Annotated in this window: 16 protein-coding genes; 6 read left to right on the top strand and 10 right to left on the bottom strand. The window is 59.1% G+C overall.

Annotation, left to right across the window (positions count from 1 at the left end):
• Positions 1-110 precede the first annotated feature (110 nt).
• The 3 genes from sutA to glnK form a co-directional block, all read right to left on the bottom strand.
• Positions 111-437: a transcriptional regulator SutA gene (gene sutA / locus TU84_RS21140; protein ID WP_048372553.1), complete on the bottom strand. Its 327-nt coding sequence runs from the start codon at positions 435-437 to the stop codon at positions 111-113.
• 457 nt (positions 438-894) lie between these two features.
• Positions 895-2,232: an ammonium transporter gene (locus tag TU84_RS21135; protein WP_048372551.1), complete on the bottom strand. Its 1,338-nt coding sequence runs from the start codon at positions 2,230-2,232 to the stop codon at positions 895-897.
• 34 nt (positions 2,233-2,266) lie between these two features.
• Entirely contained in the window at positions 2,267-2,605 is a 339-nt protein-coding gene (gene glnK / locus TU84_RS21130) for a P-II family nitrogen regulator (protein WP_002555808.1), read from the bottom strand.
• 417 nt (positions 2,606-3,022) lie between these two features.
• Between glnK and TU84_RS21125 the strand changes: the two genes are divergently transcribed.
• Positions 3,023-3,283, top strand: a complete 261-nt coding sequence (locus TU84_RS21125) for an accessory factor UbiK family protein (protein ID WP_048372550.1) — start codon at positions 3,023-3,025, stop codon at positions 3,281-3,283.
• A gap of 93 nt (positions 3,284-3,376) precedes the next feature.
• On the opposite strand, the gene TU84_RS21120 is transcribed toward TU84_RS21125, so the two are convergent.
• The 5 genes from TU84_RS21120 to TU84_RS21100 form a co-directional block, all read right to left on the bottom strand.
• Positions 3,377-4,105 carry an amino acid ABC transporter ATP-binding protein gene (locus TU84_RS21120; protein ID WP_048372549.1) on the bottom strand — a complete coding sequence of 243 codons (729 nt, stop codon included), beginning with the start codon at positions 4,103-4,105 and terminating at the stop codon, positions 3,377-3,379.
• On the bottom strand, positions 4,102-4,788 hold the full coding sequence (locus tag TU84_RS21115) for an amino acid ABC transporter permease (protein WP_048372548.1): 687 nt from the start codon (positions 4,786-4,788) through the stop codon (positions 4,102-4,104). The genes TU84_RS21120 and TU84_RS21115 overlap by 4 nt, the downstream gene beginning before the upstream one ends.
• A gap of 2 nt (positions 4,789-4,790) precedes the next feature.
• The gene (locus tag TU84_RS21110) at positions 4,791-5,519 is read right to left on the bottom strand and encodes an amino acid ABC transporter permease (RefSeq protein WP_048372545.1); all 729 of its coding nucleotides are present in this window, start codon (positions 5,517-5,519) and stop codon (positions 4,791-4,793) included.
• Positions 5,520-5,629: 110 nt separating this feature from the next.
• Entirely contained in the window at positions 5,630-6,526 is an 897-nt protein-coding gene (locus tag TU84_RS21105) for an amino acid ABC transporter substrate-binding protein (protein WP_048372543.1), read from the bottom strand.
• A 53-nt stretch (positions 6,527-6,579) separates the two neighbouring features.
• Positions 6,580-7,782, bottom strand: a complete 1,203-nt coding sequence (locus TU84_RS21100) for a pyridoxal phosphate-dependent aminotransferase (protein WP_048372541.1) — start codon at positions 7,780-7,782, stop codon at positions 6,580-6,582.
• A 359-nt stretch (positions 7,783-8,141) separates the two neighbouring features.
• On the opposite strand from TU84_RS21100, the gene kdgD reads away from it, so the two are divergent.
• Positions 8,142-9,053: a 5-dehydro-4-deoxyglucarate dehydratase gene (gene kdgD / locus TU84_RS21095; protein WP_048372539.1), complete on the top strand. Its 912-nt coding sequence runs from the start codon at positions 8,142-8,144 to the stop codon at positions 9,051-9,053.
• Between the two features lie 177 nt (positions 9,054-9,230).
• The gene (locus TU84_RS21090) at positions 9,231-10,724 is read left to right on the top strand and encodes a YifB family Mg chelatase-like AAA ATPase (RefSeq protein ID WP_048372537.1); all 1,494 of its coding nucleotides are present in this window, start codon (positions 9,231-9,233) and stop codon (positions 10,722-10,724) included.
• An 11-nt stretch (positions 10,725-10,735) separates the two neighbouring features.
• On the opposite strand, the gene TU84_RS21085 is transcribed toward TU84_RS21090, so the two are convergent.
• Positions 10,736-11,656: a LysR substrate-binding domain-containing protein gene (locus TU84_RS21085; protein WP_048372535.1), complete on the bottom strand. Its 921-nt coding sequence runs from the start codon at positions 11,654-11,656 to the stop codon at positions 10,736-10,738.
• A 152-nt stretch (positions 11,657-11,808) separates the two neighbouring features.
• Between TU84_RS21085 and TU84_RS21080 the strand changes: the two genes are divergently transcribed.
• Positions 11,809-13,179, top strand: a complete 1,371-nt coding sequence (locus TU84_RS21080) for a NorM family multidrug efflux MATE transporter (protein WP_048372533.1) — start codon at positions 11,809-11,811, stop codon at positions 13,177-13,179.
• Between the two features lie 183 nt (positions 13,180-13,362).
• Here the strand turns inward: TU84_RS21080 and TU84_RS21075 are convergent, their stop codons facing one another.
• The gene (locus TU84_RS21075) at positions 13,363-15,033 is read right to left on the bottom strand and encodes a putative bifunctional diguanylate cyclase/phosphodiesterase (RefSeq protein WP_048372532.1); all 1,671 of its coding nucleotides are present in this window, start codon (positions 15,031-15,033) and stop codon (positions 13,363-13,365) included.
• A 261-nt stretch (positions 15,034-15,294) separates the two neighbouring features.
• Between TU84_RS21075 and rep the strand changes: the two genes are divergently transcribed.
• On the top strand, positions 15,295-17,304 hold the full coding sequence (gene rep / locus TU84_RS21070) for a DNA helicase Rep (RefSeq protein WP_048372620.1): 2,010 nt from the start codon (positions 15,295-15,297) through the stop codon (positions 17,302-17,304).
• A 56-nt stretch (positions 17,305-17,360) separates the two neighbouring features.
• Positions 17,361-17,933 carry a xanthine phosphoribosyltransferase gene (locus TU84_RS21065; RefSeq protein WP_048372530.1) on the top strand — a complete coding sequence of 191 codons (573 nt, stop codon included), beginning with the start codon at positions 17,361-17,363 and terminating at the stop codon, positions 17,931-17,933.
• Positions 17,934-17,989: the final 56 nt, after the last annotated feature.

The raw sequence follows: 17,989 nt of genomic DNA, 5'->3' as shown, positions 1-17,989 counted from the left end.
CGCAGCCTCGTCCCTCGTCAGCGACTACGGATCAAACAATCGCAGCTTGTGTTACCCACAAAAAAAACCGCAGCGACGGCGGGTTTTTTCTTCAAGCAAGGGAGCTGACCTTAGATAGGGCGGCTGCCGTACTTGTTGTCAGGCTTTTTGGGTGGATCTGCCACCACGTTCGCCTCGACTTCCTGCACTTTGCCACCACGGGAGAGGAACTCTTCCATGGCGCGAGCCAGAGCATCACGCTCTTTGTTTTTGGCTTCAATGCTGGGCAGGTCGTCAACCGACACCGCAGCCTTGGATTTGCCTTTGGCCGCAGGGGCCGGCGCATCATCGCCACCGTCGTCGTCTGCAACGTCTTCGGCTGCCGCTTCCAGACCGTCTTCGGTCTCGTCATCGTCACCTACTTCGAGGTCATCATTTTCCAGATCATCGTCGCTCATGTTCTACCCCATGACTTGCGTAAAGCAGATTAGTTATAGACCAGCTGCACCCAGTGTCGACTGCCGCTGGTGAAAAAGTAGCCTTGGGCAAACCGAGGCTCAAGCCTCTTCATCCTTAAAGGTGACGAGAACTTATCGAGTTTCGCGATCTCGCGCTGCTCGTTCAGGTAAACACGTTGCCCGTAGCCCAAGCTGCGGGCCTTGAAAGCGTCGGGTGCTTATCCTCGCCTTCGTCCTGCCAGGGGCTGTTTTTCGCCCCTTGGCGCGCATTCTAGCGTGCTGAATAAAAAAGCAAAGCGGCTAATAGTCGAGTTGTCACGTAAGCCTTCTTCCTACAAACAAGCGTAGAACTGATCTGAGCCTAAAGTGATCAGAAAAATCATTTCATCGCAGCGAATAGCGCCAGATTTCAGGTAAAAAAATACCCGGCAAGCCGGGTATTTTTTTAAAGGGCGGATTACAGGTTGTAACCACGCTCGTTGTGTTGTGCCAGGTCGAGGCCAACAGCCTCTTCTTCTTCGTTAACCCGCAGGCCCATCACGGCATCCAGCACTTTGAGGATGACGTACGTCACCACCGCGGTGTAGACCACAGTGAAGGCGACGCCTTTGAACTGCACCCACACTTGGGTGCCGATGTCTGTCACGGTGCCGAAGCCACCCAGTGCTGGCGCTGCAAACACGCCGGTGAGGATGGCGCCGACGATACCGCCGATACCGTGTACGCCGAATGCATCCAGCGAGTCGTCATAGCCCAGCTTGCGCTTGAGGCTGGTGGCGCAGAAGAAGCAGATCACGCCTGCCGCCAGACCGATCACGATCGAGCCCATTGGGCCGACGGTGCCTGCAGCCGGGGTGATTGCAACCAGACCGGCCACCACGCCCGAGGCGATGCCCAGTGCGCTTGGCTTGCCGTGGGTAATCCACTCGGCGAACATCCAGCCCAGTGCGGCAGTGGCGGTGGCGATTTGGGTCACCAGCATTGCCATACCGGCGGTGCCGTTGGCGGCCGCTGCCGAGCCTGCGTTGAAGCCGAACCAGCCGATCCACAGCATGGCCGCGCCGACCAGGGTGTAACCCAGGTTATGCGGTGCCATTGGCGTGGTTGGGTAGCCTTTACGCTTGCCGAGCACGATGCACGCAACCAGGCCTGCAATACCGGCGTTGATGTGCACCACGGTGCCGCCCGCGAAGTCCAGCACGCCCCAGTCACCCAGCAAGCTGCCCGGGCCGCCCCAGACCATGTGGGCGATTGGCGCATACACCAGGGTGAACCACACGCCCATGAAAATCAGCATGGCCGAGAACTTCATGCGCTCTGCGAACGCACCGACTATCAGGGCCGGGGTGATGATGGCAAAGGTCATCTGGAAGGTGACGAACACTGCTTCCGGGAACAACGCCGCAGGACCTGTGATGCTCTCGGGGGTGATGCCCGCGAGGAACACCTTGCCGAAGCCGCCGATAAACGAGTTGAAGTTAGTGACGCCTGCTTCCATGCCCGTAGCGTCGAACGTGATGCTGTAGCCGTAGATGACCCACAGGATGCTGATCAGACCGGTAATGGCGAAGCACTGCATCAGAACAGAAAGAAGGTTTTTGGAGCGCACCATGCCGCCGTAAAACAGCGCCAGGCCGGGAATGGTCATAAACAGCACCAAAGCGGTTGCAGTCAGCATCCAGGCGGTATCGCCGGAGTTGAGGACTGGAGCAGCCACTTCATCCGCCGCCATGGCCAGGCCAGGCAATACAGCGGACAACAGGGCTCCGAGCCCTGCGATTTTACGCAGAGTCATAGTGTTTTCTCCTGGGGCGTTGGGGTTTGGCGGCTTAGATTGCGTCGGTATCGGTTTCGCCGGTACGGATGCGAATAGCCTGTTCCAGATTGACTACAAAAATCTTGCCATCACCAATCTTGCCGGTGTTGGCAGCCTTGGTTATCGCCTCGATAACCCGGTCAAGATCTTTGTCGTCGATAGCGACATCAATCTTCACCTTTGGCAGAAAGTCGACCACGTACTCCGCACCGCGATACAGCTCGGTGTGGCCTTTCTGCCGGCCGAAGCCTTTGACCTCAGTAACGGTAATGCCCTGCACGCCGATTTCAGACAGCGACTCGCGTACGTCGTCTAATTTGAACGGCTTGATAATGGCGGTGACTAGCTTCATGAAACTTCTCCCGAATTGGTGGACTTGCCCCAGGAAAACAAACCCGGCTCAAGTCTATGCGCAGTGTCTGGCTTTGTAACGCTTCGTTGACCTTCTTCAGGCCACGCAACGTGCATCAGTCGCTGGTGACGCAAGCACTCCCTGAACCACCTGCCGCACTACCATCGTCACAGCAACTGCATCAGTACATGAGTCATGAGCAACTAAGCAGAAACCTTGCCATGTCTGGAAAAACCAATAATTTCAGGTGCTTATTGCCAGTAGATGGCGTTGTGCCTGATTTCGCGGAGGTTTTGTGCACGCAAACGGTGCGCAGGTAGGAGGGGGGATGCCCAATAAATGTGCGAGGCCGGGCAAGCAATGCCGCTCTGACACTGCGTGATACACTCACCGCCATCTGTTTTAAGGACCTACCCCATGCTCGCGCCCAAAGATTTTCTCGACGCCCTGAGTGGCCAAGCCTCGCGTTTGTTCAGTGGCGACACCGCTCTGCCGCGCAACGAAATCGAAAGCCAGTTCAAAGCCTTGCTGCAGAGTGGCTTTAGCAAACTGGACCTGGTCAGCCGCGAAGAATTCGACAGCCAGATGGTCGTCCTCGCCCGCACCCGCGCACGCCTTGAAAGCCTTGAGGCCAAAGTGGCCGAGCTGGAAGCCAGGTTGCTGCCGCCCGCCGAGTAATGCCCGCATGCGGTGCAACCATAGGAGCGAGCTTGCCTCGCGATCTTTTGACGGTTTAAAAGATCGCGAGACAAGCTCGCTCCCACAGATCTATCAGTGCTGCAAGATCTTGGACAGAAAGCTGCGAGCGCGGTCTGAGCGCGGTGCGCTGAAGAACTCTTCTGATTTCACGTCTTCAATAATCTCGCCACCGTCCATGAACACGATGCGATCCGCCACTTTGCGGGCGAAGCCCATTTCGTGGGTGACGCACATCATGGTCATGCCCTCGCCCGCCAGTTCCACCATGACGTCCAGGACTTCGTTGACCATCTCCGGGTCCAGCGCTGAGGTTGGTTCATCGAAGAGCATGGCGATGGGGTCCATGGCCAGCGCCCGGGCAATGGCGACGCGCTGTTGCTGACCGCCCGACAACTGAATGGGGTACTTGTGGGCGTGGCTCTTGAGCCCTACCCGTTCGAGCAGCGCCATGCCTTTTTGGGTTGCCGCGTGGCGGTCTCGGCCCAAGACCTTGATTTGCGCCAGGTTGAGGTTGTCGATAATGCTCAGGTGCGGGAACAGTTCGAAATGCTGGAAGACCATCCCGACCTTGGCGCGCAACGTGGGCAAATCGACGCCCTTGCCGGTTACCGGCTGGTTCTCGATGAAGATATCGCCCTCTTGCACGGGCTCCAGGCCGTTGACGCATTTGATCAGGGTGCTCTTGCCTGAGCCGGAGGGGCCGCACACCACCACCACTTCACCGCGGGCAAGCTCTGTGGTGCAGTTCTTCAGGACCTGGAAGTTGCCGTACCATTTGCTCAGGTTGTTCATCTGGATCATGCGGTTTTCCCTACGTTTGTTTTCAGGCGTTTGCTCAGGCTGGACAGCAGGTAACAGATCACCAGATAGACCAAGGCAACGAACAGATACAGCTCGACCAGACGCCCGTCACGCTGCGCGAACTTGCTTGCGGCACCGGTGAAGTCGGCGATGGACAGCACGTACACCAGTGAGGTGTCTTGAAACAGAATGATGGTCTGGGTCAGCAACAGCGGCGCCATACGCCGCAGGGCTTGCGGCAGGATCACATAGAACATCGCTTGCGCCGGGCGCAGGCCAAGGGCCGCAGCCGCTTGCTTCTGGCCGGGGCTGATGCTCTGGATGCCGCCGCGAATGATTTCGCTGTAATACGCCGCCTCGAACATGCAGAACGTCACAAAGGCTGTGACCACCGGGCCGATCTGCACGGGGCGTTCAGTGCCGAAGGTCATTTGCAGCAACAGCGGCATCAAAAAGTAGAACCAGAAAATCACCAGCACCAGCGGGATGCTGCGCATGACCGTGACGTAACCCAAGGCAAAGCCACGCAGTACGCGGTTGTGCGACAGGCGCATGATGGCCAGCAAGGTGCCCGTGATGATGCCCACCGACATGGCGACAAAGGTCAGCAGTAAGGTGAATTTAAGGCCGTTCCACAGGGCGGGCATGGCCCGGACAATAACGCTCGGATCTAAATCAAACATGACTACCTCGTCGCGCCGCGAATGGTCAGGGAACGTTCGATATGGCCCATGACGAAGGTCACCAGCAGCGAAATGACCACATAAATCAGGGTCGCCGCGCTGAATGCCTCGAAGGTGTTGAACGAGTATTCGCTGATGTTGCGCGCTTGCGCGGTCAGCTCCATCAGGCCGATGGTCAGCGCCACCGATGAGTTCTTGAGGGTGTTCAACGCCTCGGAGGTCAGTGGCGGGAAGACCACGCGGATCGCTTGTGGCAACAGCACTTGAAGGTACATCTGGTAGGGCCGCAGGCCCAACGCCAGCGCCGCACCGCGCTGCCCGTGCGCCACCGATTCAATGCCGGCCTTGAACAGCTCCGAAAGCTTGGCCGAGGTAAACAGGGTCAATGCCACCACCGCACTGAAAAATGACGGATAGGGCAAATCCTGTTTGAGGTAATCCCCGGCCGAAACGGGTAATAACTCGGGCAGGACGAAGAAGCAGATAAACATCTGCACCAGCAGCGGAATATTGCGAAACACTTCGGTGTAGAGGTTGCACAGCCACACCACGGGGCGCAGCGTGGTGGTGCGCAGGGTGCCCACCAAACCACCGATCAAAAACGCCAGGATGAACGCAGCCAGTGTGGTGGCCAACGTCCAGCTGGTGCCGGTAATCAGCCAATGCAGATACGACGAAGACTCTCCGGGAGCGTGCTCCCAAAAAATACTCCAGTTCCAGTTGTAATCCATGAAGCACCAACCTTTGAAGGAGATAGAGGTCGTTGCACACTCTGCTCCCGGCCAACCAAGCGCCTCCTTGTCTTTGACTGGCTGGAATCAGAACGCTTGAGACGGTGGAATCAGACGCCGGTGTCGTTCGGGTGGGCGATGGCTTTTATCAAGGCATCACTCATCGGCAGGTTGATCACGATGTCTTTGGGCGGGATGGGTTTGAGGAACCATTTCGGATAAATCGTATCGATCTCGCCAGAGCTGTACAGCTGGCTCAAGACGCCATCGGCGAAGGTTTTGAACTGCGGGTCGTTCTTGCGAATGCCGATGGCATACGGTTCGGCAGACATAGGCTCGGGCAGCAATGTGTAAGCATCCGGGTTGCGGCTTTGCGCGATGGTGGCCATCAACTGCACGTCGTCGTTGATGTAAGCGACGGCGCGGCCGGTTTCCAGCATCAAGAAGGCTTCGCCGCTGTCCTTGGCGTTGAGGATCTTCAGGCCCAGGTCTTTTTCGCGGTTGAGGTTTTTGGTGATCCACTCGCCGCTGCCGCCGGTAATCACTACCACGGCCTTGCCTTTGAGGTCGGCAACACTGGTGAGCCCGGAGGCTTTCTTCACCGCATATTTGGCGCTGGCGACATAGCTGGTGAACAGGAAGCCGATTTGTTTTTGGCGCTCGACGGTGTTGGTGGTGACACCGCATTCCAGGTCAATGGTGCCGTTGATCAGCAGAGGCGTGCGGGTGGCTGCAACCACCGAGACGTACTGGGTCTTGAGGTTGGGTTCGCCGACTTTAACCTTGATCTGGTCCACGATCTTTTGGCACAGCTCGATGCTGTAGCCGATGGGTTGCTGGTCATCGTTCAGATAAGAAAAGGGCAAAGAGGCGTCACGGTACCCGAGAGTAACGGTGCCCGATTCCTTGATTTTTTTTAAGGTTCCGGTGAGGTCTTCAGCCTGAACAGCGGTGCACAGACAAGCACCGACAATAAGGGCAAGCAGCTTTTTCTTGTGATCGAACATGGGGATCTCCGACTATTTTTATGGCAGCTTTTGCACAGCAAAGGACGAAGGTTTTAGCGCAAGGCTGAAAGGGCTTCGTTGATACGGATGACAGCTTTTTTTATGTGGTCGCGAGAGGTCGCAAACGACAGCCGAAAGTACCCTGGCAGGCCAAAGGCCAAGCCCGGTACGACAGCGACTCCAGCTTGATCGAGCAGATACGCAGACAGTTCAACATCATCGCCAATGACTTGCCCTTGAGGGCTGACGCGGCCCAGCAACTGGCTGCATTCGGGGAAGGCATAAAACGCCCCGGCGGGCGCGTCGATACGCAAACCGGCACATTCACGCAGGCCTTCGACCAACAAGCGGCCGCGCTCGGCGTATTCGCGGGCGCTGCTGGCGACGAAGTCTTGCGGGCCGTCCAGCGCGGCGCGGGACGCTTCTTGAGAAATGGCACTTGCGCCTGAGGTGCTTTGCGACTGGATCTTGCTGACCGCCGCGATCAGCGCTTTGGGCCCTGCGGCGTAACCGATGCGCCAGCCCGTCATGGCATACGCCTTGGCCACGCCGTTGATCAACAAGGTGCGTTCGCGCAGTTGCGGGCATGCGGTGGCGAAGGAGACAAAGGGTTGGTCAGCCAGCAACACGTGCTCGTAAATCTCGTCAGACATCACCAATACATTGGGGAAGTCCTCCAGCACTTTGCCCAGGGCTTGCAGCTCGGCTTCGGTGTAAATGGCGCCGCTCGGATTGGACGGTGTGTTAAGGATCAGCCAGCGCGATTTGTCATTGAGTTGGTCGCGCAATGCCTGCGGGCTGAGCTTGAAGCCGACGTCGATGCCGCAGTGCACCACGCGTGGGGTGCCGCCATTGAGCGTGACAATATCGGAATAGGACACCCAGTACGGCGCCGGGATGATGACTTCGTCACCGGCTTCGAGGGTGGCCATGAACGTATTAAAAATCACCTGCTTGGCGCCGTTGCCGACACTGATCTCATCAACGCTGTAGGTCAGGCCGTTTTCGCGCTGCAGTTTGCGCGAGATCGCCTGGCGCAGGGCGAGCGTGCCTTGGGGGGCGGTGTAGCGGGTATGGCCGTCACGCATGGCCTGGCAGGCCGCGTCGATGATATGCGCAGGGGTGTCGAAGTCAGGTTCGCCCAGGCTCATGTCGACAATATCGCGGCCTTGGCTGGCTAATTCTTTGGCGCGCATGGAAATAACCATGCTGGGGGACGAAGAGATCTGTTTGACGCGCTGGCTTTCGAAACTCATGAAAATACCCGCCTGTTGTGGAGGTTCGTAGAGAGTCACTCTACGCCTACTATTGTTGTACGACATGGTATGACAACGAGATCTGTTTTCGCAATCGGCAATCTGCATTGAAATCAGGAAAAATACGAGCGTCTGCTGATTTATTTGAGGTGCGGTCTGAATGCCTTAAAAACTGAAGGGGATCCTCAAGGACGGGCAAACAACAGGACCTGTATAGGTAAGTGCGGGAGATTGAACGGGTGATAAAAGCGAGACGGCACTCGTGTTCTTGAGCGTTTCAAATTCATGTTGTACGATGACATACGACATCAGCACTGGCTGACGTCTTTCTGAAGCGTATTACTCAGGGTGTTCGAATAATGAATCCACAAGAACTGAAGTCCATCCTCTCGTCTGGCCTGCTGTCTTTTCCGCTCACCGATTTCAATGCTCAGGGTGATTTTCACCGTGAGGGCTACATCAAGCGCCTGGAATGGCTGGCCCCGTATGGCGCGTCTGCCCTGTTCGCGGCAGGCGGCACCGGTGAGTTTTTCTCCCTGGCGGCCAGCGAATACTCGCAAGTGATCAAAACCGCGGTAGACACCTGCGCCACCAGCGTGCCGATTCTGGCCGGTGTCGGCGGCTCTACTCGTCAAGCCATCGAATACGCGCAAGAAGCCGAACGCCTGGGCGCCAAAGGGCTGTTGCTACTGCCGCACTACCTGACCGAAGCCAGCCAGGACGGGGTAGCCGCCCACGTTGAGGCGGTGTGCAAGTCGGTAAACATCGGGGTAGTGGTCTACAACCGCAACGTTTGCCGCTTGACCGCGCCGCTGCTGGAGCGCCTGGCAGAACGCTGCCCGAATCTGATCGGCTACAAGGACGGCCTGGGCGACATCGAACTGATGGTCTCGATCCGCCGTCGCCTCGGCGACCGCTTCAGCTACCTCGGCGGTTTGCCGACGGCAGAAGTCTACGCCGCGGCTTACAGAGCGCTGGGCGTGCCGGTTTACTCTTCGGCGGTGTTCAACTTCATCCCGAAAACCGCGATGGAGTTCTACCACGCCATTGCCCGCGAAGATCACGACACCGTGGGCAAGCTCATCGACGACTTCTTCCTGCCGTACCTGGACATCCGCAACCGCAAAGCAGGCTACGCCGTGAGCATCGTCAAGGCCGGGGCCACTATTTCTGGCCACAGCGCAGGCCCGGTGCGCGCCCCGCTGACCGATTTGTTGCCGGAAGAATACGAAGCGCTGGCGGCGTTGATTCACAAGCAAGGCCCGCAGTAAGCGTTCAGTGCGCCTGTAGGAGCGAGCTTGTCTCGCGATCTTTTTAAAAAATCAAAAGATCGCGAGGCGAGCTCGCTCCTACAGGGGGGTAACCGTCACATCCGGTATCCATTCCCCCGCCACCCTTGGCTCACGATTCGCGCAGGATGCGTGCTTTGCGAACTCAAGGAATGAGTCATGTCTCTGGCGATTGTGTATAGCCGCGCCCAAGTGGGCGTCGAGGCGCCCGTGGTGACGGTCGAAGCGCATCTGGCCAATGGGTTGCCCGCGCTGACGCTGGTCGGGCTGCCTGAAACTGCGGTCAAAGAAAGTAAAGACCGGGTCCGCAGCGCGATTATCAATTCCAGCCTGGAGTTTCCCGCGCGTCGTATCACCCTCAATCTGGCGCCCGCCGACCTGCCCAAGGACGGCGGGCGTTTTGATTTGGCCATCGCGCTGGGCATTCTGGCCGCCAGCGGGCAACTGCCCATCAAGGCACTGGAGCAAGTGGAGTGTTTGGGTGAGTTGGCGCTGTCGGGGGCCATTCGGCCCGTGCAGGGCGTGTTGCCTGCCGCATTGGCGGCGCGGGCGGCGGGCCGGGTTTTGGTGGTGCCGCTGGCGAACGCCGAGGAGGCGTGCCTGGCCTCGGGGCTGACGGTGATCGCGGTCGAGCATTTGCTGCAAGCCGTGGCGCATTTTGCCGCTCGCGCGGTGATTGAACCCTATGTGGCCAGCGGCCTGCTGCACGTGAGCAAGCCGTATCCCGATTTGAGTGATGTGCAGGGCCAACTGTCGGCCAAGCGGGCGTTGTTGATCGCCGCCGCAGGCAGCCACAATCTGCTTTTTACCGGGCCGCCGGGCACCGGTAAAACCTTGCTGGCCAGCCGCCTGCCCGGCTTGCTGCCACCGCTCAACGAGCAAGAGGCGCTGGAAGTGGCGGCCATCCAGTCAGTGGCCAGCCATGTGCCGCTGAGCTGCTGGCCGCAGCGCCCGTTTCGACAGCCGCACCACTCGGCCTCCGGCCCGGCGCTGGTGGGCGGAGGCTCAAAACCGCAGCCTGGCGAAATCACCCTGGCGCACCACGGGGTGTTGTTTCTGGATGAGCTGCCCGAGTTCGACCGTAAAGTCCTCGAAGTGCTCAGAGAACCCATGGAATCTGGTTTTATCGTGATCGCCCGTGCGCGGGACCGCATGCGCTTTCTGGCGCGCTTTCAACTGGTCGCCGCCATGAACCCCTGCCCATGCGGCTATCTGGGGGAGCCGACAGGGCGTTGCCGCTGCACTCCGGAACAGGTCCAGCGCTACCGCAACAAACTCTCCGGGCCGCTGCTCGACCGGATTGACCTGCACCTGACCGTGGCCCGTGAAACCACCGCACTCAACCCCCCGCTCGCCTCGGCAGACACCACCGCCAACGCCGCTGGACTCGTCGCGGCGGCGCGCGAGCGCCAGTTGCAACGCCAAGGCTGTACCAATGCGTTTCTCGACCTGCCCGGCGTGAGAGCCCAGTGCACCCTGACTGACGTGGACAACACCTGGCTGGAAACCGCATGCGAACGCATGACCTTGTCGCTCAGGGCCGCGCACCGTTTATTGAAAGTGGCGCGCACATTGGCGGACCTGGAACAGGTTGAATCCATTGAACGCAAGCACCTGGCGGAGGCGTTGCAGTACCGGCCAGCCAGCGGCTGAGTGTTACGGTTTTACTGCCGTTGCTCCACTGCCGGCAGCTCCATCACCGCCACTTCATGCAGTAAAAAGTCACTCAGGCGGCGCAAGCGCTCGCCGCCGGGCCGGGTTTTGGGCCAGACCAAATAGTAGTTTTCGCCACTGGCCACTGCCGTGGGGAATGGCAGGCTCAAGCGATTTTGGGCAACGTCCTCGGCCACCATCAGCAAGTCGCCCATGGAGATGCCGTAGCCGCGTGCGGCGGCGATCATGCCCAGTTCCAGGGTGTCGAACACTTGCCCGCCCTTGAGCGACACCTGGCCGCTGAGGCCCATGCAATCGAGCCAGCGCCGCCAGTCCCGACGGTCTGGCGTGGGGTGCAGCAGTTCGGTGCCCGCAAGCCGCTTTGCGTCCCATGGCTGTTCGTCCAGCAGGTTGGGGGCGCCTACCGGGATCAGCATTTCGGCAAACAACAACGTGGCCTCCCAGTCTGGCGGGAAGTGGCCGTTGCCCAGCAACACGGCGCAGTCGAAAGGCTCCTGATTGAAGTCCACATGGTCGATGTCCATCCAGGCGCTGGTCAGTTGCACCTCGTTGCCCGCCTGCAAGTGGCGAAAGCGGCTCAGGCGGGCCAGCAGCCAGCGCATGGTCAGGGTCGAGGGGGCCTTCATGCGCAAGATGTCATCTTCGGCGCGCAAGGTAATACACGCGCGTTCCAGCGCCCCGAAACCCTCCCGCACCCCCGGCAGCAACAGGCGGGCGGCTTCGGTGAGTTGCAGGGTGCGACCGTTACGCTGAAACAGTCGGCAGGCAAAATGCGCCTCAAGGGTTTTGATATGCCGGCTGACGGCGCTTTGGGTGATCGACAGCTCTTCGCCCGCACGGGTAAATGAACTGTGCCGGGCTGCTGCCTCAAAAGCACGCAAGGCATAAAGCGGAGGAAGGCTACGAGACATGAGGATTATTCCTATTGCGCGACATATCTAGACTGTAAAAACGCTAAGTAGCATGAGTATTAATCATGCCACTTATCTTTTTTATCCTTTTGCTTAAAACACTCAACACGCCGAGAATCAAGCCTTTCAACGCACACAAAGAAATCTGACCGATGACCAAACAGCATCCAGTACGTATCGAACTCTGGGCCATTTTGCGGCTGGCCGGGCCGCTGATTGCCTCGCAGTTGGCGCACATGCTGATGGTGCTGACCGACACCCTGATGATGGCGCGCCTGAGTCCGGAAGCCTTGGCCGGTGGCAGCCTGGGGGCAGCGACCTATTCATTCGTGTCGATTTTCTGCATTGGCGTAATTGCTGCCGTTGGTACGCTGGTGTCGATTCGCCAGGGCGCGGGTGACATCGAAGGCGCGACCCGCCTCACGCAAGCCGGCTTGTGGCTAGCCTGGGCGCTGGCGCTGGTCGGTGCGCTGATGTTGTGGAACATCAAGCCGCTGTTGCTGCTGTTTGGTCAGACCCCGACCAACGTTGAGGCCGCCGGACAATTCTTGCTTCTGCTGCCGCTGGCGTTACCCGGCTACATGACCTTCATGGCCTTGCGCGGCTTTACCAGCGCCATGGGGCGGGCGACGCCGGTGATGGTCATTAGCCTGATCGGCACCGTGGCCAACTTCTTGCTCAATTACGCGCTGATCACCGGGATGTTTGGCCTGCCCAAGCTGGGCCTGATGGGCATTGGTCTGGTTACGGCGATTGTGGCGACCTGCATGGCGCTGGGCCTGGCCTGGCATATCAGCCGCCACCCGGCCTACGACGCGTATCCGATTCGCCAAGGCTTGTCGCGGATCAATCTGACTTACCTGCGCGAATTGTGGCGTCTCGGCCTGCCGATTGGCGGCACCTACGCGGTTGAGGTCGGGCTGTTTGCCTTCGCGGCGCTGTGCATGGGCACCATGGGCAGTACGCAATTGGCGGCTCACCAGATCGCTTTGCAGATCGTTTCGGTGGCGTTCATGGTGCCGGCCGGGATGTCCTACGCGATCACCATGCGCATCGGCCAGCACTATGGCGCCGCGGATCTGCTGCGTGCACGTCTGGCGGGCCGGGTTGGCATTGGCTTTGGTGCGGCGGTGATGCTGGGGTTTTCGGTGGTGTTCTGGTTCTGGCCGAACGAGTTGATCGGCCTGTTTCTGGACCACAGCGACCCGGCCTTCCGGCCCGTCTTTGAACTGGCGGTCAGCCTGCTGGCAGTGGCGGCCTGGTTTGAATTGTTTGATGGCACGCAAACCATCGCCATGGGCGCGATCCGTGGGCTCAAGGATGCCAAGACCACCTTCTTGGTCGGCCTGTTCTGCTACTGGGTGATCGGCGCCCCGACCGCCTGGCTGATGGCCTTTACCTTCGGCTGGGGCCCGACAGGCGTGTGGTGGGGCTTGGCTATGGGCCTGGCGTTTGCCTCGGTGGGCCTGACATTGGCCTTCGAATGGAAGATGCGGCGCATGCTCAAGCGCAGCGCGGCGTAAGGGCGGAACCCTAATTGGCCGTTGCCGCAGCAATGGATATGTAGATAAAAGCCTCTCTAATCAAGAGCACCCCTCACCCTAGCCCTCTCCCGAAGGAGAGGGAACCGATTGGGGGATGCTGAAGATACTCGCTGTCCTGTTTGATACGCGACAGCGCGGCGTCGAAGACGGGGTGGCAAGCTCCTACAGAGCTGCCTTCGACGCCGAGGCGGTGTGGGCCGCCGCCAAAAACGGGATCAGTTCAGGCATCGGCAGCGGTTTGCTGATCAGAAAGCCTTGTACTTGATCGCAGCCAAATTCGCGCAAAAGTGCCAGTTGCGCGCGGGTTTCTACGCCTTCGGCGACCACTTGCAGGTTGAGGTTCTGCGCCAGGTTGAGCATGGCGTGGACCAGTTTGCGGTTTTCTTCGCGCTCTTCCATGCCGCCGACAAAGCTTTTGTCGATCTTCAGCAGGGCAATCGGCAGGCTGTTGAGGTGCACAAACGATGAGAAGCCGGTGCCGAAGTCATCCAGTGAAAAGCGCACGCCCAGCCGTCCCAAGGCGTCCATGGTCTGCTTGACCATGTCGCTGCGGCGCATGACGGCGGTTTCGGTCAGTTCAAATTCCAACCAGCGGGCGTCGATTCCGTGCTCGGCGATCAAGCGGCTGAGGGTGATCAGCAGTTTGCTGTCCTGGAATTGGCGAAACGACAAGTTGATGGCCATGTGCAAGGCCGTCCAGCCGTTTTCACGCAGCACTTGCATGTCACGCAGTGCGCGCGAAATAACCCAGTAGCCCAGCGGCACGATCAGCCCGCTCTGTTCGGCCAACGGCACGAATTCGCTGGGCGCCAGCAGGCCGCGATCACCATGGCGCCAGCGCACCAAGGCTTCGAGCCCGACTATGTGGCCGGTGTCCAGGTCCAGGCGTGGCTGGTAGTGCAATTCCAGTTCGTCACGGCGCAAGGCGCGGCGCAACTCGCTTTCGAGGTCGGCGAGGCTGCGGGCGTTGCGGTTAATGCGTTCATCGAACACGTGATACGTGCAGCCCTGGGTGCTTTTGGCCTGCTGCATGGCAATGTGCGCGTGCCACATCAACGGGTCGGCACCGGCGTTGGCGCGGGCATGGGCGATGCCCAGGCTGCAGCCGATCAACAGGCTTTCGCCGTCGATCCAGTAAGACTCGGCCATCACTTCGGTAATGCGTTCAGCCATCCAGGCCGCGCGCTCAGGGGCACGGCGGGTGTCGATCAGCAAGGCGAATTCGTCGCTGCCCAAGCGGGCCAGTTGATCGCATGCTTCGAGCCGGCTTTTAAGGCGCGCCACCACTTGCAGGATCAGGCGGTCGCCGGCCTGATGCCCCAAGGCGTCGTTGGCATGGCGAAAGTTATCGAGGTCCAGATGCCCCAGCGCGAGGCCGTGGCCATCGTTTTCAGCCAGCCGCACGGCGAGCAGCGTTTGAAACCCCTGGCGGTTGGCGATACCAGTCAGGGGGTCTTCTTTGGCCAAACGGTGCAAGGTCTGTTCGAGGACGCCGCGTTCCTGCACGTGGCGCAGGCTGCGGCGCAGCACATCGGTGGTCAGCGTTGGGCGGACCCACCAGTCGCTGACACCCTGCGGCGGGGTGTCGGGCTCGGCTTCCAGCAACAAAACTGTGGATAAACGACATCGACCTGCCGCAGGTTGCAGGGCTGGGGTGGTGAGCAACAACGCGTTTTGCGTGTGTTCGAACAGGAAGCTGACCGACTCCCAGTTCGGGGCACACATCAACAGGGCCGCGTTTCCCATGGGCGCCAGACACTCGCGCAATAACGCTGCCCAAGTCGGCTCTTTGGCCAGTAGCAGCAAACGCAAGGGTTCGACAGGCGTAGACAAGCTAGCTCCCTAGACTCTGCATAAATTCAGGCGATGGGCATTATGACGTGCCATTACGTAATGGCAAATGACACCCGTTATCAAATACACCCAGCAAACGCTTATCGAACGACTGACTTAAACGGTCAGGTATCCTGCGGCAAAGTAGCAAAAGCGGCAAATTTAGATAGAGGGCTACGTCACACTGTCGCAGAGTGGCAGCAATATCTGCTCAGCCTGTTAAAATGCCCGCCCTTTTTGCAAGCGATCTTTAATTTCGTCATGTCCCGACTCAATCCCCGGCAGCAAGAAGCCGTGAGCTACGTCGGCGGCCCTCTTTTGGTGCTCGCCGGTGCAGGCTCCGGCAAAACCAGCGTGATTACCCGAAAAATCGCTCACCTTATTCAGAACTGCGGCATCCGTGCCCAGTACATCGTCGCCATGACCTTTACCAACAAGGCGGCGCGCGAGATGAAGGAGCGCGTGGGCACGCTGCTCAAAAAAGGTGAGGGCCGAGGCCTGACGGTCAGCACGTTCCACAACCTGGGGCTGAACATCATCCGCAAGGAGCACGCGCGGCTGGGGTACAAGCCGGGCTTTTCGATCTTTGACGAGGCCGACGTCAAGGCGCTGATGACCGACATCATGCAAAAGGAATACTCGGGTGATGACGGGGTCGACGAAATCAAGAACATGATCGGCTCGTGGAAAAACGACCTGATCCTGCCGCCCCAGGCCCTGGAAAATGCGCGCAACCCCAAGGAACAGACGGCGGCCATCGTCTACACCCACTACCAGCGCACGCTCAAAGCCTATAACGCGGTGGACTTTGACGACCTGATCCTGCTGCCGGTAAAGCTCTTTGAAGAGCACGCCGACATCCTCGAAAAGTGGCAGAACAAGGTGCGCTACCTGCTGGTAGACGAATACCAGGACACCAACGCCAGCCAGTATTTGCTGGTCAAGTACCTGATCGGCAGCCGTAACCAGTTCACCGTGGTAGGCGACGATGACCAGTCGATCTACGCCTGGCGCGGCGCCCGCCCGGAAAACCTGATGCTGCTCAAGGACGATTACCCGTCCCTGAAAGTGGTGATGCTGGAGCAAAACTATCGCTCCACCAGCCGCATTCTGCGCTGCGCCAACGTGCTGATTTCGAACAACCCGCACGCCTTCGAGAAACAGCTGTGGAGTGAGATGGGCCACGGCGATGAAATTCGCGTGATTCGTTGCCGCAACGAAGACGCCGAAGCCGAGCGCGTGGCGGTCGAGATTTTGACCCTGCACCTGCGCACAGACCGGCCTTACAGCGATTTCGCGATTCTGTATCGCGGCAACTATCAGGCAAAACTGATCGAGCTGAAGTTGCAGCACCACCAGATCCCTTACCGCCTGTCGGGCGGTAACAGCTTCTTCGGGCGTCAGGAAGTGAAAGACCTGATGGCCTACTTCCGGCTGATTGTGAACCCGGACGACGACAACGCCTTCTTGCGGGTGATCAACGTCCCACGGCGTGAGATCGGTTCGACCACGCTGGAAAAACTCGGTAACTACGCCACCGAGCGCAAAATCTCGATGTACGCGGCCACCGATGAAATCGGTCTGGGCGAGCATCTGGACAGCCGGTTCACCGACCGCTTGGCCCGTTTCAAACGGTTCATGGACCGCGTGCGTGAACAATGCGCGGGCGAAGACCCGATTGCCGCGCTGCGCAGCATGATCATGGATATCGACTACGAGAACTGGCTGCGCACCAACAGCTCCAGCGAAAAGGCCGCGGACTACCGCATGTCCAACGTCTGGTTTTTGGTCGAGGCGTTGAAAAACACCCTTGAGAAAGACGAAGACGGCGCCATGACCGTCGAAGAAGCCATCGGCAAGCTGGTGTTGCGCGACATGCTCGAGCGCCAGCAAGAAGAGGAAGACGGCGCCGAAGGCGTGCAGATGATGACGCTGCACGCCTCCAAAGGCCTGGAATTCCCCTACGTGTTCATCATGGGCATGGAAGAAGAGATCCTGCCGCACCGTTCCAGCATCGAAGCCGATACCATCGAGGAAGAACGCCGACTGGCCTACGTGGGCATTACCCGCGCGCGTCAGACGCTGGCGTTTACCTTTGCAGCCAAGCGCAAGCAGTACGGCGAAATCATTGATTGTGCGCCGAGCCGCTTCCTGGATGAGTTGCCACCGGACGATCTGGCCTGGGAAGGCAATGACGACACCCCCACCGAAGTGAAAGCGGTTCGCGGAAATACGGCATTGGCCGATATACGCGCGATGTTAAAACGCTAAAATCGACTACTTTTTACTCTACCTTCAGCGCATAGGCGCTATTTGAGGACGTTACGTTGGAAGCACTGCACAAGAAAATTCGCGAAGAAGGCATCGTGCTTTCCGATCAGGTTTTGAAGGTTGATGCCTTTTTGAACCACCAGATCGATCCACAGCTGATGAAAGAAATCGGCGATGAGTTCGCGCGTTTGTTCGCTGATGCGGGCATCACCAAGATCGTGACCATCGAAGCCTCGGGCATTGCCCCGGCGGTGATGACCGGCCTGAACCTGGGCGTTCCGGTGATCTTTGCACGCAAGCACCAGTCCCTGACCCTGACTGAAAACCTGCTGACCGCGACGGTGTACTCGTTCACCAAGCAAACGGAAAGCACCGTGGCCATCTCGCCGCGTCACCTGAAAAGCACCGACCGCGTGCTGGTCATCGATGACTTCCTGGCGAACGGCAAAGCGTCCCAGGCGCTGATTTCGATCATCAAGCAAGCCGGCGCCACCGTGGCTGGCCTGGGCATCGTGATCGAGAAGTCGTTCCAGGGCGGCCGTGCCGAACTGGACTCGCAGGGCTACCGCGTTGAGTCCCTGGCACGGGTTAAATCCCTGGCCGACGGCCAAGTGACGTTTATCGAGTAAAGGCACTGTGGGAGCGGGCTTGCTCGCGATGCTACACACGCGGTGCATCTGATTCA

Origin of the sequence: Pseudomonas helleri (assembly GCF_001043025.1) — a bacterium.
Lineage (GTDB): Bacteria > Pseudomonadota > Gammaproteobacteria > Pseudomonadales > Pseudomonadaceae > Aquipseudomonas > Aquipseudomonas helleri.
The sequence above is the reverse complement of the archived record's forward strand: the minus strand, read 5'-3'. Positions and strand labels throughout refer to the sequence as shown.